Raw genomic sequence first — 14,797 nt, forward strand, 5'->3', positions numbered from 1 at the left:
GGGTAAGCTCCTCCCATCATCCAGCTCGCTGACCAGCGGTTGTGGTGACGAATAGGCATTGGTCCACACCAATTGGATTTAGTGGGTATTCGTCGCGGATGATGAATTGGCCCTGACGTACATTAAGGAGCCGCCCTCGTGTCCGTGTCAGTACAGGTGTCGCATCCGACCACTCATGCCGAGCTGGCCGCCTGGGTCAGCGAGATCGCGGAACTCACCGAGCCCGACCGGATCGAATGGTGCGACGGGTCCGAGGCCGAATGGACCCGGCTCACCAACCTGCTGGTCGACCAGGGCACCCTGACCCGCCTGAGAGCCCGGCCGAACAGTTTCCACGCCGCCTCCGACCCGTCGGACGTCGCCCGCGTGGAAGACCGCACCTTCATCTGCTCCGAGCAGGAGAAGGACGCCGGGCCCACCAACAACTGGATCGCTCCCGAGGAGATGCGGCGGACCTTCGGGAAGCTGTTCAAGGGCTCGATGCGGGGCCGGACCATGTACGTGGTCCCGTTCTGCATGGGCCCCCTGGGCGGCCCGATCTCCCAGCTGGGCGTGGAGATCACCGACTCGGCCTACGTGGCCGTCTCGATGCGCGTGATGACCCGCATGGGCGACGACGCCCTGCGCCTCATCGAGGAGCGCGGCGACTTCGTGAAGTGCGTCCACTCCGTCGGCGCCCCGCTCGCACCCGGGCGGCGTGACGTCGCCTGGCCGTGCAGCGAGACCAAATACATCAGCCACTTCCCGGAGACCCGCGAGATCTGGTCGTACGGCTCCGGCTACGGCGGCAACGCCCTGCTCGGCAAGAAGTGCTACGCCCTGCGGATCGCCAGCACGATGGCCCGCGACGAGGGCTGGCTGGCCGAGCACATGCTGATCCTCAAGCTCACCCCGCCCAACGGGGAGACCCGCTACATCGCGGCGGCCTTCCCGTCGGCGTGCGGCAAGACCAACCTGGCCATGCTGCAGCCGACCATCCCGGGCTGGAAGGTCGAGACGATCGGCGACGACATCGCCTGGATGCGGTTCGGCGACGACGGCCGCCTCTACGCGATCAACCCCGAGGCGGGCTTCTTCGGGGTCGCGCCGGGCACCGGCCAGACGACCAACGCCAACGCGATCAAGACGCTGTGGGGCAACAGCATCTTCACCAACGTCGCGCTGACCGACGACGGCGACGTCTGGTGGGAGGGCCTCACCGACGAGCCGCCCGCCCACCTGACCGACTGGCGCGGGAACTCCTGGACGCCCGACTCCGGCGAGCTGGCCGCCCATCCGAACGCCCGGTTCACCACGCCGGCCCACCAGTGCCCGACGATCGCCCGCGAGTGGCAGGACCCGAAGGGCGTGCCGATCTCGGCGATCCTCTTCGGCGGCCGGCGCGCGACGGCCGTCCCGCTGGTCACCGAGGCCCGTAGCTGGCGGCACGGTGTGTTCATGGGCGCCAACGTGGCCTCCGAGAAGACGGCGGCGGCCGAGGGGACGGTCGGCGAACTGCGCCACGACCCGTTCGCGATGCTGCCGTTCTGCGGCTACAACATGGGCGACTACTTCGCCCACTGGCTGGAGATCGGCGAGACGAAGGGCGCCCGGCTGCCCCGGATCTACTACGTGAACTGGTTCCGCAAGGACGCCGACGGCCGCTTCGTGTGGCCCGGGTTCGGCGAGAACAGCCGGGTTTTGAAGTGGATCGTCGAACGCCTCAACGGCCAGGCCGAGGCGGTCGACACCCCGATCGGACGCCTGCCCGTCAAGATCGACACCGAGGGCCTCGACATCGCCGACCACGACATGGACCTGCTGCTCACCGTCGATCGCGACGTCTGGCGCAGGGAGGCCGCCCTGATCCCGGCCCACTTCGAGACCTTCGGCGACCATCTGCCGGAGGGGCTCTGGGAGGAGTACCGCACCCTGGTCGACCGTCTGGGCTGACCCACCGAGCAGGAGTCCCGCCAACGGCGTCGGGCCTCCCCCACCACGAACGGCCCGCGCCGCCCTCACGGCCGCGCGGGCCGTTCGCGTTCCCGGCGGAAATCGCGCATGCGCGAGCCAGGGGTCAAATGTGATCGTTCAGGGACGAGACGATCATTCTCCTGGAGGCGGTGTGGACTTCTTCCTGCTCTTCGTCCCCTATCGTCGTCGCCGCGTCCGTCCCGCCCGACCTCGGCCCCCACGCGCTGGCCTACCTCGTCGGCGGGCGGGACCGGGTCTTCCGGACCGCCCTCGCGGCGCCGCGGCCGTCAAGGCGGCCAAGGCCCGCCGCCCCCGCCGCCCGGAAGCGGTCTCTTCGTCGCCGTCGACCGTGGATGACGTGGTCCAGGTCGCGATCTACGGGATGGCCGCCTACACCGGGCCCGATGAGACCGAGCTGCGCAACGCCTCCTCCGGCGGCCGGTCGAGTTTCACCGGCTCCAGCTGTAGCTCGTCGAGTTGCGGCGGCGGTTATTAGCGCCGCCTGCCGGTTGGGAGGACAGTCCTTCGTCATTCCGGACGATGTGCGAACCGCGCCCCTCATGCGATCGTCTAATCGGTTGAACTCTCCCTCAGAGTCGTCCCCTGGAGGCGGCATGGGCTCCCTTTTGCTCTTCATCCTCGCGTCCGTCGCGTCCGTCGTGGTCTTCCGTCAGGCGGGACGGGTGAAGAAGGAACAGCGCCGGGTCAAAGCCGGCGGCTACCATCCCACGGCTCCGCCCGACCCCTACTCGCTGGCCTTCCTGGCCGGCGGCCCGCGCCGGGTCGTGAACACCGCGGTGGCGGTGCTCGTGTCCCAGGGACGCGTGCGCATCTCCCGCGACGGCACCGTCACGGCGGTGCGGGGCATCGCCGGAGCGCCCGCCGAGCGGATCGAGCAGGAGGTGCTCGACCTGGCGGCCGGGACCAACGGCCGCTCGCTGGCCGACCTCCGGCGGACCGCCGCCGTGGGCCCGGCGGTGACGGGCATCGACTACGGGCTGCGCGGCCAGGGTCTCGTGGTGGCCGAGTCGGCGCTCACCCTGGCCCGGCGGGCCAACGCCAAGCTGCGCTGGCTGCTGGCGATCCCCGGGCTGTTCGTGCCGGTCAGCATCGTGACGATGGCGCTGGGCTGGTTCGACTTCCTGGTCTGGAACGTGCTGACCCTGGTGATCTCGCTGCTGACGTGGATCATCGCGCTGGCGGTCTCGTCGAGTTACGCTAAGGAGAACCGCAGCGTGCTGACCGAGGCCGGGCACGCGGCGCTCAGGGCGGCCATGGCGCGTTACCCGCGTACCCGCGAGCTCGCCTACGCCCACAACAGCGGCAACGACAGCACCCTCGCGCTCTACGGCATCGCCATCTACACCGGCCCGGGCCACACCGAACTGCAGAACGGCAGCGGGTGCGGCGCCGGAGCCTGCGGCGGCCCGTCCGGCGCCGACTCCGGGTGGGGCTCCGGCTCCGACTTCGGCGGCGGCGACTTCGGCGGCGGCGGCGGTGGCGGCGACTCGGGCGGCGGGTCGAGCTGCGGTGGTGGTGGCTGCGGCGGGGGCTGCGGTGGCAGCTGACCGGCTCGGGGTCGGCATCGGCTGGCGCTCGGAGATCGACCTGACCGTCGAGCACCTGCCCGGGGTCGAGTTCACCGAGGTCATCGCCGAGACGGTCAACCCGGCCCGGGTGCCCGAATCGCTGCGGGTGCTGCGCGAGCGGGGGATCCCGGTGATCCCCCACGGGGTCGCGCTCGGCCTCGGCGGGGCCGAGCGGCCCGACCGGGCCCGGCTCGACCACCTGGCCGGCGCCGCCGAGGCCCTCGGGTCTCCGCTGGTCTCCGAACATCTCGCGTACGTCAGGTCGGGTGACCTCGAAGCCGGCCACCTGCTGCCGGTGCCGCGCACGCGCGACGCGCTGAGCGTGATCGTCGAGAACGTGCGGATCGCCCTCGACTGCCTGCCGGTGCCGCTGGCACTGGAGAACGTCGCGGCCCTGTTCGGCTGGCCCGGCGACGAGCTGACCGAGGCCCAGTTCCTCGGCGAGCTGGTCGAGCGGACCGGAGTGAAGCTGCTGATCGACGTGGCCAACCTCTACACCAACCAGGTCAACCTGGGCCTCGACGCGGTCAAGGCCCTCGACGCCCTGCCCCTGGAACACGTCGCCTACGTCCACGTCGCCGGCGGCCACGGCCACGGCGACGTGTGGCACGACACCCACACCGCCTCCCCGCCGGAGGAGGTCCTCGACCTGCTGGCCGAACTCTGCGCCCGCCACCGGCCTCCGGGCGCCCTGCTGGAGTGGGACGCCGACTACCCGAGCGACGCCGACCTCTCGGCCGAACTCGACCGCATCAGAGCGGCGATGAACCGTGGCTGAGCGGGACCGGCGCGGCCGGTCGGCGCCGGTTGCGGGGCGGGCCGTGGTCGGCGGGCGGTGCCGGCCGGGCGGAGCCGTAACGGAGCAGAAGAATGGATGACCCGCGCGCCCGACTCGCCGACCAGCAGCGGGCCCTGCTGTCCGCCCTGGTCGCGGGGGCCGCGCCGCCCGAGGGGTTCGACGCCGAGCGGCTCCGGATCCAGGCCGGCAGCCTGATCGCCAAGCGGCGGGGGCTGGTCGCGGTGGCCCGGCCCGATGTGGTCGAGGCCCTCGGGAACGCCTTCGCCCGCGAGTTCCACGCCTACGCTTCCGGTCGGCCGAAACCCCAGGGCGGCTCGCGGGCCGACGCGGCGGCGTTCGCCGGCTGGCTGCGCGATCGGGGGCTGCTTGGCGCCCCCGATCTGGAGCCCCGGCAAAAGCGGCACTGGTGGCGGCTCACCCCAAAGAGGGATCAATCACGGTAGGGCCGGTTTGCGGGGGTCCGCCCGGGATACCCTCTCTGGCGTGGGTGGACTACGGTGCGTTGATGGGTCATACCTGACGGTTGATCCCGTGGCATGCCGCGACAGCGCCGGGGTGCCCTACGAGGTCACGCTGGAGCTCTTCCGCGACGGCGTGGCCTACGGCTCGGTCGGGGAGCGCTGCGGCTGGTTCCTGGCCCGCCTGGCCCGGTCGGTGGCCGAGGCCCGGGAGTCCCAGCTTGCCTGGGACGACCCCGACGACCGGTTTCCCGGGGAGGCCGACGAGGGGGAGCTGTTCGGGTTCCGCTACCGCAGCCGCACCGACGTCGTGGGCGGCGGGGAGCTCCGCTGCCAGCTGAGACTCATCCCCGTCTGGGTGCCCGGCCGGGGCGCGACCGGCCGATGGCGGCTGACCAGGCGGGCCTGCGTCGAGGCGTGGGGCGCACCCGGGATCGGGTTGCGCGCGGTGGTCACCTCGGGAGAGCTCCTGATGTTCCTGATGTCTCTCGTGACAGAGGCAGAAGTCCGGCTTGGCACCCAATATGGGATGGAACGTAACAGCTCCCTCATTTCGGGAGCGGGGATGGCATCTCGCCCCCGATAATTGCTTGACCATGTCTGTCATGTGACAGCTGGCTCAAGCGAATCACCGGGGGAGTCATGGACCTGCGCGATCTTGTTTACAAGGTGTACGAACGCAGGCTCGAACGAAAGCTCACCTCGATCCAGGCCCCCCGCCACGTCGGCGTGATCGTCGACGGGAACCGCCGCTGGGCCCGCTCGAACGGCCACGAGGACGTCCGCCACGGCCACCAGAAGGGCGCCGACAAGATCTCCGAGCTCCTCGTGTGGTGCAAGGAGGCCGGCGTCGAGTACGTCACCCTGTGGCTCCTGTCGACCGACAACCTCTCGCGTGACAAGAAGGAGCTCGAACCGCTGCTCCAGGTGATCGAGAATCTGGTCGACGACCTGGTCGAACAGGGCTGGCACGTCAAACCCATGGGATCGCTGGACCTGCTGCCCGATCACACGGCGCATGTCCTGAAAAATGCGAAAGAGGCAACATCACACCGGCCTGGGCTGATTGTGAACGTGGCCGTTGGGTATGGAGGAAGACGTGAGATCGCTGATGCGGTGCGCTCCCTCCTCCAGGAGCACGCCAGCAAGGGGGCGAGCATCGAGGACCTCGTGGAGGTCCTCGATGTGGAGCACATCGCTGAGCATCTCTACACGCGCGGCCTGCCCGATCCGGATCTCGTCATCCGGACCTCAGGGGAGCAGCGACTCTCCGGATTCCTGCTCTGGCAGAGTGCCCACTCCGAGTTCTACTTCTGCGAGGCCTACTGGCCCGATTTCCGCAGAGTGGACTTTCTGCGGGCGCTCCGCGCCTACGCCGCGCGTAACCGTCGGTACGGCTCCTGAAACGGCACGTGAACACCCCCTTTCGGACAGGATTGGAGCGTTGGCGCGGGGGGATTCAGGACGTACCGTAAGACGTGAGCATCCACGCTCACCTCGGGAGAGGGCCCGTTCTTGCGTCTTGATGACTTCGCAGGTGGGGCCGGTTCCCGGCACCGCCTTGAAGGCGTCCGGGCCCGGTCCGTTCACCACCAGTCAAGGCAGGGCGCCGACCCCCGGCGCCCGGGGGAGAACGCGTGGCATTGTCCAACCCGTCCATGTCCGGTCACTCGTCTGGCACCTCCCGGCGCACGTACATCCTGGACACCTCTGTCCTGCTCGCCGACCCGGCCGCGATGAGCCGGTTCGACGAACATGAAGTGGTGCTCCCCGTTGTCGTGATCACAGAGCTGGAAGGTAAGCGGCACCATCCCGAGCTGGGATACTTCGCCCGCAAAGCCCTGCGATTCCTGGACGATCTGCGTGTCCAGCACGGCCGCCTCGACGAGCCGATCCCGATGGGTGAGGGAACCCTCAGGGTCGAGCTCAACCACAGCGATCCGTCCGGCCTGCCGGCCGGGTTCCGGCTGGGCGACAACGACACGCGCATCCTCACCGTCGCGCAGAACCTGGCGTCCGAGGGCTATGACGTCGTGCTGGTCTCCAAAGACCTGCCGATGCGCATCAAGGCCGCCTCCATCGGCTTGGCCGCCGAGGAATACCGCGCGGAGCTGGTCGCCGAGTCCGATGAGAGCTGGACCGGCATGGACGAGCTCCAGGTCACCACAGAAGATGTGGAGGCGCTCTTCGAACACGGCTCGACCGAGCTCCAAGAGGCCCGCGACCTGCCGACCCACACGGGTCTGCGGCTGCTGACCAGCAAGGGTTCCGCGCTCGGAAGGGTGCTCCCGGACAAGTCGGTGCGCCTGGTGCGCGGCGACCGCGAGGTGTTCGGCCTCCACGGCCGCAGCGCCGAGCAGCGCATCGCGCTCGACCTGCTGATGGACCCGGAGATCGGGATCGTCTCGCTGGGCGGCCGGGCCGGCACCGGCAAGTCGGCGCTCGCGCTCTGCGCCGGTCTCGAGGCCGTGCTCGAACGCCGCCAGCACCGCAAGGTCATCGTCTTCCGCCCGCTCTACGCGGTCGGCGGCCAGGACCTCGGCTACCTGCCCGGCACCGAGAACGAGAAGATGGGCCCGTGGGCCCAGGCCGTCTACGACACCCTGGGCGCGGTGACCACGCCCGAGGTGATCGAGGAGGTCCTCGACCGGGGCATGCTGGAGGTCCTGCCGCTGACGCACATCCGCGGCCGGTCGCTCCACGACGCGTTCGTGATCGTCGACGAGGCCCAGTCGCTGGAACGGGGCGTGCTGCTGACGGTCCTGTCCCGCATCGGCGCCAACTCGCGGGTCGTGCTGACCCACGACATCGCCCAGCGCGACAACCTGCGGGTCGGCCGCCACGACGGTGTCGTCGCCGTGGTGGAGAAGCTGAAGGGCCACCCGCTGTTCGCCCACGTCACCCTGACGCGTTCGGAACGCTCCCCGATCGCCGCCCTGGTGACGGAGATGCTCGAAGACATCACCCCGTAGAACTAGCGGGGCAGCTGCCGGCCCGGGGCCGCGAGGTGCCAGAACTCGCGGCAGGTGTGCTCACCGTAGGACACCGGGCCGGTGGCGTCGGTCCTGGTGATCGTGACGGCCCAGATGTCCTGCCGCTGCCGCATGGCGGTGCAGGTCATCTGGGCCTGCGCCGTCTTGGTGATCGGCCGGCCGCCGCTGACGAACAGCGACAGCCGGAAGCCGTCGGCGTTGTCGGGGTCGTTGCGGACCGTCCCGAAGCGGGTGAGCTGGCTGGTCTGCCACGACAGGCCGGTGAGCTCGCTGGTGAGGCCGGAGGTCGAGCGGGCGCCCGCCTCGAAGAGGGCGGCCATCACGTTGTCCATCGAGTGCGACGCCACCGCGACGCTGCTGGGCTCCAGCTTGCCGTCACGCAGCAGGTAGACCGTCGCGACGGCCGCCTTCGGGCTGATCACCGGCGGCGGACCGCCGTCCTGGACGCCGGTCGGGGTGACCCCGCACCCGGTGACCAGCAACAGCACGCACAGCAGTTTCCTCATGGGCGCGGTATCCACAACGTGAACTGGGTGCCGGGGTCGGCGAGCTTGACCGTGATCGTGCCGCGGTGGAGCTCGGCGTTGGCCTTGGCGATCGACAGGCCGAGGCCGCTGCCGCCCGAGCGGGCCCGGTTGGCGCCGGCCTTGAAGAAGCGGTCGAAGACGTGCGGCAGGTCCTCGCGGGGGATGCCGGCGCCGTGGTCCCTGACGCGTACCTCCAGGCCGCTGGGCAGGACCTTGGCGGTCACCGTCACCGGCCGTTCGCCGTGTTTGAGGGCGTTGCCGACCAGGTTGGCGACCATCACGTCGAAGCGGCGCGGGTCGAGCTGGTAGGTCAGGCCGTCGGGCACCCGCAGGGTCACCTGGTCGGTCCAGCCGCGGATCTCCAGGCTCTCGGTCAGCTCGTCGCCGACGTCCACGGTCTCGCGGCGGAGCACGGCCGCGCCGGAGTCGAAGCGGCTGACCTCGATCAGGTCGTCGACCAGCGAGCGCAGCCGCTCGATCTCGGCGACCACCAGGTGGACCGCCTGCCCGGCGTCGGGCGGCAGGCGTTCGGCCTCGTCGGAGAGCATGTCGGTGACCGCGGTCATGGTGGTCAGCGGGGTGCGCAGCTCGTGGGAGACGTCGGCGACGAACCGCCGTGACATGGCCTCCAGCGAGGAGAGCTCCTGGACGGTCTGCTCCAGCGCCTGCGCCGTCTCGTTGAACGTGGCGGTGAGCTCGGCCAGTTCGTCGCGGCCGTGGACCGGGAGCCGGGTGTCGAGCCGGCCGGCGCCCAGGGCGCGGGCGGCCTCGCCGAGGCGGCGTACCGGAAGGAGGACCTGGCGGGCCGACAGCAGCGCGACGGTGAGCGCGATGACGAGGGTGAGCGAGCCGGCCTGGAGCAGGGCGGCGCGCAGGTTGGCGAGCACCCGGTCGACGTCGGTCATGGAGACGAACACGAAGATCGACATGCCGGTGGAGCGGACCGCGCCGCTGCCGGTCTGGCGTTTGACGTCGGTGCCGACGACGAGGGTCGGCTGGTCGTCGATCGTCATGGTCCGGTAGGCGATCCGGGTGCGCGCGGCGGCCCTCACGTCGTCGGGGATGTCGGCCGGGGTGACCTGGGCGCTCTCGGAGAAGCGTGGGGGTTCCTGGCCGTACTCGACGATCACCTGGCGGTCGGGGCCGCTGAGGCTGGCGACCAGGTTGCTGAGGTCGTCGTCGGTGACCGAGGCGTCGTTGGGCCACAGCAGGTCGCTGGTGCCGATGGGGAGGGTCAGCCGGTCCATGGTGTCGCGGACGTCGTCGATCGCGCTCGACTCGGCCCGCCGCAGCAGCTCACCCCGGACGATCTGGTAGCCGATGCCGGCCACCATGATCGAGGCCGTCACCGCGACGACCGTGAAGGTGACGACGAGCCGCTTGCGCAGGCTGCTCACCGAAGACTCACGGCCCGCTGAAACGGTAACCGAAGCCCCTGACCGTGTGAATGTAGACGGGGTCGCCCGGGGTGGGCTCGATCTTGGCCCGGATGCGCTGCACGCACGCGTCGACGAGCCGCGAGTCGGCCACGTGGGTGTGGTCCCACACCGAGCGCAGCAGGTAGCGCCGGTTGAGCACCTGGCCGGGGTGGCGCACCAGTTCCAGCAGCAGCCGCAGCTCGGTCGGGGTGAGGTGGACCTCGCGGCCGTCCAGGGTGACCTTGAGCGCGCCGCGGTCGATCATCAGGTCGCCGAAGGTGATGCGGTCGGTGGAGGCCGACTCCATGCGGCGCAGGATCGCCCTGATGCGGGCGTCGAGCACGCGGGGCTCGACCGGCTTGATCACGTAGTCGTCGGCGCCGGCCTCCAGGCCGACCACGACGTCGAGGTCGTCGCCGAGCGCCGTCAGCAGGATGATGGGCAGCGAGTCGAGCTTGCGGATCCTCCGGCACACCTCGACGCCGTCGATCCCGGGCAGCATCACGTCGAGGATGACGATCTCCGGCCGGCGCGCCCGGATGTGCTCCAGGGCCTCCTCGCCCGTGCCGAACGCGGTGATCGAGTGACCTTGGCGGGCGAGCGCGAGCTCCAGTCCGGTCCGGACCGAAGGGTCGTCTTCAACGAGGAGGATGCCTGCCATCCGGACATTATGCGGCCTGCCCGGACCGGAAGAAGCTGGCATAAGGCGACGAAATCGGGTGTGAGCAAAATCACATCGGCGAAGAAAGTGCTTGTTAGACCCCTTTGTCTAAAGAAGTGGTCAAGCAGGTTTCGCGAATCGGTTGCGGACCACCCACCCCCGCACGGCAAGCTCATAGGTCGTGAGTTCTGGTCAGCCTGTCAGGGAACGCCGCCCCGGGGCCCGTCGTGCCCGCCGGGCCGCGTCGCCGACGACACCCCCGCCGCCGCCGTCCCAGCCGAGGCTGTCGGAAGAGCCTCCGCCACCTCCGAAACGGCCCAGAGGGCCGCTGTTCACCCCCAAGCGCCTCGTGATCACCGGCGTGACCGTCGCCGTGATCGCCGGGTTCGCCACCTTCCTGGTCCGCACCGCGATCGAGAACGCCAACCGGCCGTCGACGCCGATCGACATCCTCGGCTTCAACCCCGACATCATCGGCAACGACCCCCGGATCGACGCGCTCAAGGCCGACGCCGCCTCGGCCATGCAGGAGAGCAAGCTCGCGGGCAGCCGTGAGGGCCGCAAGCCCTTCGGCCCCGACGACAGCGTCGAGATCCCGAAGGAGGCGCCCGGCGGCGGCGGCTTCCTGCCGGCCGACTTCCCGCCCGGCTCCTCGCCCGACCCCGGCTCCAACAAGGCCCTCGGCAAGCAGATGAACGCCGCCATGGGCTGGGAGAGCGAGTGGGGCTGCCTGGAGAAGCTGTGGGACAAGGAGAGCCACTGGAACGAGCGGGCCATGAACCGCTACTCCGGGGCCTACGGCATCCCGCAGTCGCTGCCCGGCAGCAAGATGGCCAGCGCGGGCTCCGACTGGCAGACCAACCCGGCCACCCAGATCAAGTGGGGTCTCGGCTACATCAAGGGCCGTTACGGCTCACCTTGTGGCGCCTGGGGGCACAGCCAGCGGGTGGGCTGGTACTAGGTAAGGAATGGCCATCCTTCGGCAAGGCTGATCAGCGCTTTGGCGCATTCCCCGCACGCTGGGGGAATGCGCCAAGGGCTGAAAGTCTCCGTCGCGGTCCCTGTCGGAAATGCCGGACCCGCCAGCGACTCGTTCGACGCGTGCGTGCGCTCTCTGCTGGAGCTCCCGCCGGACGAGTACGAAGTGATCTTCGCCGACGACGGGTCGACCGACGGGACCCGTAAGCGCCTCGACGCCCTCGCGGCCACGCGGTCGAACGTGCGGGTGCTGCACCTCGACCGCACCGGCGATCCGGCCCGGGGCCGCAACGCCGCGCTGTCGGTGGCGCTGGGCGAGTTCGTGTTCCTGATGAACGCGCACGACCGGCTGGAGCCGGGCGCGCTGCAACGGTTGTTCGAACGGGCCAAGGAGACCGAGGCCGACGTGCTGGTCGGGCGGCTGAGCGGCGACGGGCCCGTCGCCGCCGCGTTCACCCGCGACCGCGACCGGGCCGACCTGCTCCGCGACCGGCTGCTCACCGCCGTGACCGCGCACAAGCTGTTCCGCCGCGAGTTCATCGAGACCCACCAGCTCCGGTTCGCCGACCGGGCGCTGTCGGAGCAGGCGTTCGTGCTGCGGGCCTACCTGTCGGCGAAGGTGATCGCGGTGGCGGCCGGGCACGTGGTCTGCCACGTCGCGCCGTCGGGCGAGCCCGAGCCGGGAGACTGGGACCTCGTCGCCGGGCTGAGCGCGATCATGGACATCGTCGAGGCCCAGACCGAGCCTGGTGTCCAGCGCGACCGCATCGCCGCCCACTTCTTCCGCAGCGTCGCCCTGCGCCGCCTCGGCCCGCCGTTCCTCGGCCTGCCGGCCGAGCGCCAGGAGCTCCTGTACGGCCATCTCAAGGCCATCACCGCCGCCCGGTTCCCCCAGACCCTCGACACCCATCTGCCGGTCCACCTGAGGGCCAGGGCGGCGTTGCTGCGTACCGGAGACACCAAGGGGATCGTCGACCTGGCCACCGCGGCCCAGGGGACCCGGCTCGACGCCGAGCTTGGCGACCTGCGGTGGGAGGGCCACGTGCTGTCGCTCACCCTGACGGCCGAGCTGGTCGCCGCCGACGGCACGCCGATGGTGTTCGCGGCCGACGGCGACCGGGTCTGGTGGGTGCCGCCGTCGCGGGTCGACCGGCTCGACCCCGCCCTGCGCGAGATCACCGACGCGGCCGAAGAGGTGCGGATGGAGGTGTACGTCCGGCACTCGGAGACCGGCGAGATGCACTTCCTGCCGGTCACCGGCGAGCTGCGGCGGCTGCCCGTGGAGGGCGGCGTGCGGCTGCGCGCCTCGGGCGACGCCCGGTTCGACGTCGGCACCGCCGCCTTCGGCCGCCCCCTCGACCCGGGCGTGTGGGAGGTGCACGTGCGGATGCGCGGCGTGAACCCGGCCCGGACCCGGGTCATGCGTCCCGACAAGGGGTTCACCTCGGCCGGGATGATGGCCGAGTACCCCCGGCGGCTCGTGGTGCCGTGCTGGTCGGACAAGGGCGAGCTGAGCGTCTGCGTCGAACCCCGCTCGTTCGCCGAGTCGATCGCGCTGGTCTCCCAGGCGGCCACGGTCTCGGCGCACGACGGCGCGGTGTTCATGTCGGTCCCGGTGCCCTACGTGCCGCCGAACGGCGGCCCGTCGGCCGAGCTGGTGCTGCGCCGCGTCGGCGGGAAGACCGTCGTGGCGCCCGCCCTCATCGAGCCGGGCGAACCGGGCAGGTTCGCCGGTCAGCTCATCGCCAAGCTCCCCTCCGGGCGCGGTGGCCTCACCCGGGGGGTCTGGCGCCCCAAGCTGCGCATGGACGGCAGCCTCGTCGACCTCCGCTTCGCCGTCGAGACCCAGCGCGGCAGGGCGGTCGTGCGGAGCCTGGAGACCCCACGCCCGCCCACCGGCTGGAAGCGGATGGTCGCCTCGCTCAAGCGGCGGTACGGGATGCTCTAACCGAGGTGCTTGCGCAGCGCCTCGCGGAACTCCTCGGGCTTCTCGATGTGCGGGCTGTGGCCGCAGTCGTCGACGACGACCTCGGTGTAGTTCCCGTACGCCTCCAGGAACGCCCTGGTCTGGCCGATCATCGGCTGGGCCGGGGTGCCGGGGGAGCCGGGGATCGCGCCGAGGGCGCCCAGGTGGGCCAGGTCGAACAGCGAGGTGTCCGAGACGATCACGTCGTCGGCGCCGCGCAGCCACAGGATGGGCGGCTTCGGGTCGACGCCGCTCAGGTCGATGCGGAAGTGCGCGGGCGACAGGCTGTTGAGCACGCCCCGTGTGCCGGGCCCGACGCCGGGCCAGTTGTCCGAGGGGATCGCGTCGCCCGGGTAGTGGTCGTCGCCGATACGGGTGGTCAGCATCGAGGCGACCCAGCGGTCCTCGCCGGGGACGGGGTTCTTCACGTACGTCGTGCGGAACACCCGCAGCGGGGTCACCGGGCCGTCGCCGGTGTCGCCGTTGGCCAGGGCCGACACGAAGTCGGGGTTGGCGCCGCCGGCCCCGCTGCCCGCGTGGTCGGCGTGGGTGGGGGTGCCCGTGAGGTCGTGGGTGCCGCCGAAGCCGTACGGCGAGACCGGGTTGACCAGCGTCACGCTGGCCACGACCGACGGGCGGTCCATGAGCGCCTGGAGCACCACGCCGCCGCCCAGGCTCCAGCCGACCAGGTGGACGCGGTCGATCTCCAGCGCGTCGAGCAGCGCCAGCACGTCGTCGCTGTAGTCGCGCACTCCGCGCGAGGCGTCGACCGGCTCGGGGTCGGTGTCGCCGAAGCCGCGCAGGTCGACCGCGAGCGGCCGGTGGGTGGCGGCGAACGCCTCCAGCGTGTCCTCCCAGAAGGCCCCGGACGACACGTTGCCGTGCACGAACAGCACCGCTTCGCCCTCGGCGCCGGGCACCGACCGGACGTTCTGCGTCAACCTCGCGGTGCCGATTCGTTCCATGTTCATGCTCACAACCTAAGGAGTGACGCCCATCACAACCATGGGCGTACGGCACATATCACCGGCCCTGCGGATGGCGGAAGGCGCTACCGAGCCGCAGGGCGAGCTGGATCTCCAGCGCCCGCTCCGGCTCCTGCCAGTCGTCGCCGAGCAGCCGCCTGATCCGGTCGAGCCGCTGGGTGACCGTGTTGACGTGGATGTGCAGGGCCTCGGCGGTCCGGGTGAGCTGCCCGCCGCACGCGAAGTAGGTGGCCAGCGTCTGGACGAGCTGGGTGCCCTTCTTCTCGTCGTAGTCGCCCACCGCCCCGATCGCGCCGTGGACGAACCCGGCCACGTCACGTCCCTCGCCGATCACCAGGCCGACGAAGCCGAGTTCGGCGGCGCCCGCGCCGTCGCCCGCCCGGCCGAGCGCCACCAGGGCCGACGCGCACCGGCGGGCCTCCTCGTAGGCGGCGGCCACGTCCGACCGCGCCTGCGCGGCCCCGGCGGT

15 protein-coding genes are annotated in these 14,797 nt (G+C 70.8%); 10 read left to right on the top strand and 5 right to left on the bottom strand.

Features of this window, described 5'->3' with window-relative positions:
• Positions 1-138: 138 nt before the first annotated feature.
• From FDA94_RS15085 to phoH2, 8 genes are all read left to right on the top strand, one after another.
• On the top strand, positions 139-1,932 hold the full coding sequence (locus tag FDA94_RS15085) for a phosphoenolpyruvate carboxykinase (GTP) (RefSeq protein WP_137247683.1): 1,794 nt from the start codon (positions 139-141) through the stop codon (positions 1,930-1,932).
• 370 nt (positions 1,933-2,302) lie between these two features.
• Entirely contained in the window at positions 2,303-2,449 is a 147-nt protein-coding gene (locus tag FDA94_RS39155; protein WP_170990939.1) for a hypothetical protein, read from the top strand.
• 118 nt (positions 2,450-2,567) lie between these two features.
• A complete protein-coding gene (locus FDA94_RS15090; protein ID WP_170990940.1) occupies positions 2,568-3,521 on the top strand; it encodes a TIGR04222 domain-containing membrane protein in 954 nt (317 codons plus the stop codon).
• Positions 3,511-4,320, top strand: a complete 810-nt coding sequence (locus tag FDA94_RS39160) for an MbnB/TglH/ChrH family RiPP precursor modification enzyme (protein WP_246059918.1) — start codon at positions 3,511-3,513, stop codon at positions 4,318-4,320. Before FDA94_RS15090 ends, FDA94_RS39160 begins: the two co-directional genes overlap by 11 nt.
• A gap of 92 nt (positions 4,321-4,412) precedes the next feature.
• Positions 4,413-4,784, top strand: a complete 372-nt coding sequence (locus FDA94_RS39165) for an SCO6045 C-terminal-like domain-containing protein (RefSeq protein WP_170990942.1) — start codon at positions 4,413-4,415, stop codon at positions 4,782-4,784.
• An 88-nt stretch (positions 4,785-4,872) separates the two neighbouring features.
• Positions 4,873-5,385 (top strand): hypothetical protein, encoded by a 513-nt coding sequence (locus FDA94_RS15100; RefSeq protein WP_246059920.1) that lies wholly within the window; start codon positions 4,873-4,875, stop codon positions 5,383-5,385.
• 56 nt (positions 5,386-5,441) lie between these two features.
• Positions 5,442-6,203 carry an isoprenyl transferase gene (locus tag FDA94_RS15105; RefSeq protein WP_062338964.1) on the top strand — a complete coding sequence of 254 codons (762 nt, stop codon included), beginning with the start codon at positions 5,442-5,444 and terminating at the stop codon, positions 6,201-6,203.
• 254 nt (positions 6,204-6,457) lie between these two features.
• Positions 6,458-7,771, top strand: a complete 1,314-nt coding sequence (gene phoH2, locus FDA94_RS15110) for an RNA 5'-3' helicase PhoH2 (protein WP_083975169.1) — start codon at positions 6,458-6,460, stop codon at positions 7,769-7,771.
• Between the two features lie 2 nt (positions 7,772-7,773).
• Here the strand turns inward: phoH2 and FDA94_RS15115 are convergent, their stop codons facing one another.
• Genes FDA94_RS15115 through FDA94_RS15125 form a run of 3 tightly spaced genes read right to left on the bottom strand, consistent with a single transcriptional unit; the run spans position 7,774 to position 10,398 of the window.
• On the bottom strand, positions 7,774-8,298 hold the full coding sequence (locus FDA94_RS15115) for a hypothetical protein (protein WP_137247685.1): 525 nt from the start codon (positions 8,296-8,298) through the stop codon (positions 7,774-7,776).
• Positions 8,295-9,716 carry a sensor histidine kinase gene (locus tag FDA94_RS15120; RefSeq protein WP_246059922.1) on the bottom strand — a complete coding sequence of 474 codons (1,422 nt, stop codon included), beginning with the start codon at positions 9,714-9,716 and terminating at the stop codon, positions 8,295-8,297. The genes FDA94_RS15115 and FDA94_RS15120 overlap by 4 nt, the downstream gene beginning before the upstream one ends.
• 7 nt (positions 9,717-9,723) lie before the next feature.
• Positions 9,724-10,398, bottom strand: coding sequence for a response regulator transcription factor (locus FDA94_RS15125; protein ID WP_137247686.1), 675 nt, complete (start codon positions 10,396-10,398; stop codon positions 9,724-9,726).
• A gap of 361 nt (positions 10,399-10,759) precedes the next feature.
• Here FDA94_RS15125 and FDA94_RS15130 point away from each other — a divergent pair, with 361 nt between their 5' ends.
• Complete coding sequence (locus FDA94_RS15130; RefSeq protein ID WP_246059924.1) at positions 10,760-11,359, top strand: aggregation-promoting factor C-terminal-like domain-containing protein; 600 nt, start codon at positions 10,760-10,762, stop codon at positions 11,357-11,359.
• A 66-nt stretch (positions 11,360-11,425) separates the two neighbouring features.
• Complete coding sequence (locus FDA94_RS15135) at positions 11,426-13,324, top strand: glycosyltransferase family 2 protein (RefSeq protein ID WP_137247688.1); 1,899 nt, start codon at positions 11,426-11,428, stop codon at positions 13,322-13,324.
• On the opposite strand, the gene FDA94_RS15140 is transcribed toward FDA94_RS15135, so the two are convergent.
• Positions 13,321-14,313, bottom strand: coding sequence for an alpha/beta fold hydrolase (locus FDA94_RS15140; RefSeq protein ID WP_137247689.1), 993 nt, complete (start codon positions 14,311-14,313; stop codon positions 13,321-13,323). The two genes, FDA94_RS15135 and FDA94_RS15140, sit on opposite strands and share 4 nt — an antisense overlap.
• Positions 14,314-14,365: 52 nt before the next feature.
• The coding region (locus tag FDA94_RS15145) for a PucR family transcriptional regulator (protein ID WP_170990943.1) at positions 14,366-14,797 on the bottom strand (432 nt) is incomplete at its 5' end.

The organism is Herbidospora galbida, from assembly GCF_005233835.1.
In the GTDB taxonomy this organism is placed as follows: domain Bacteria; phylum Actinomycetota; class Actinomycetes; order Streptosporangiales; family Streptosporangiaceae; genus Herbidospora; species Herbidospora galbida.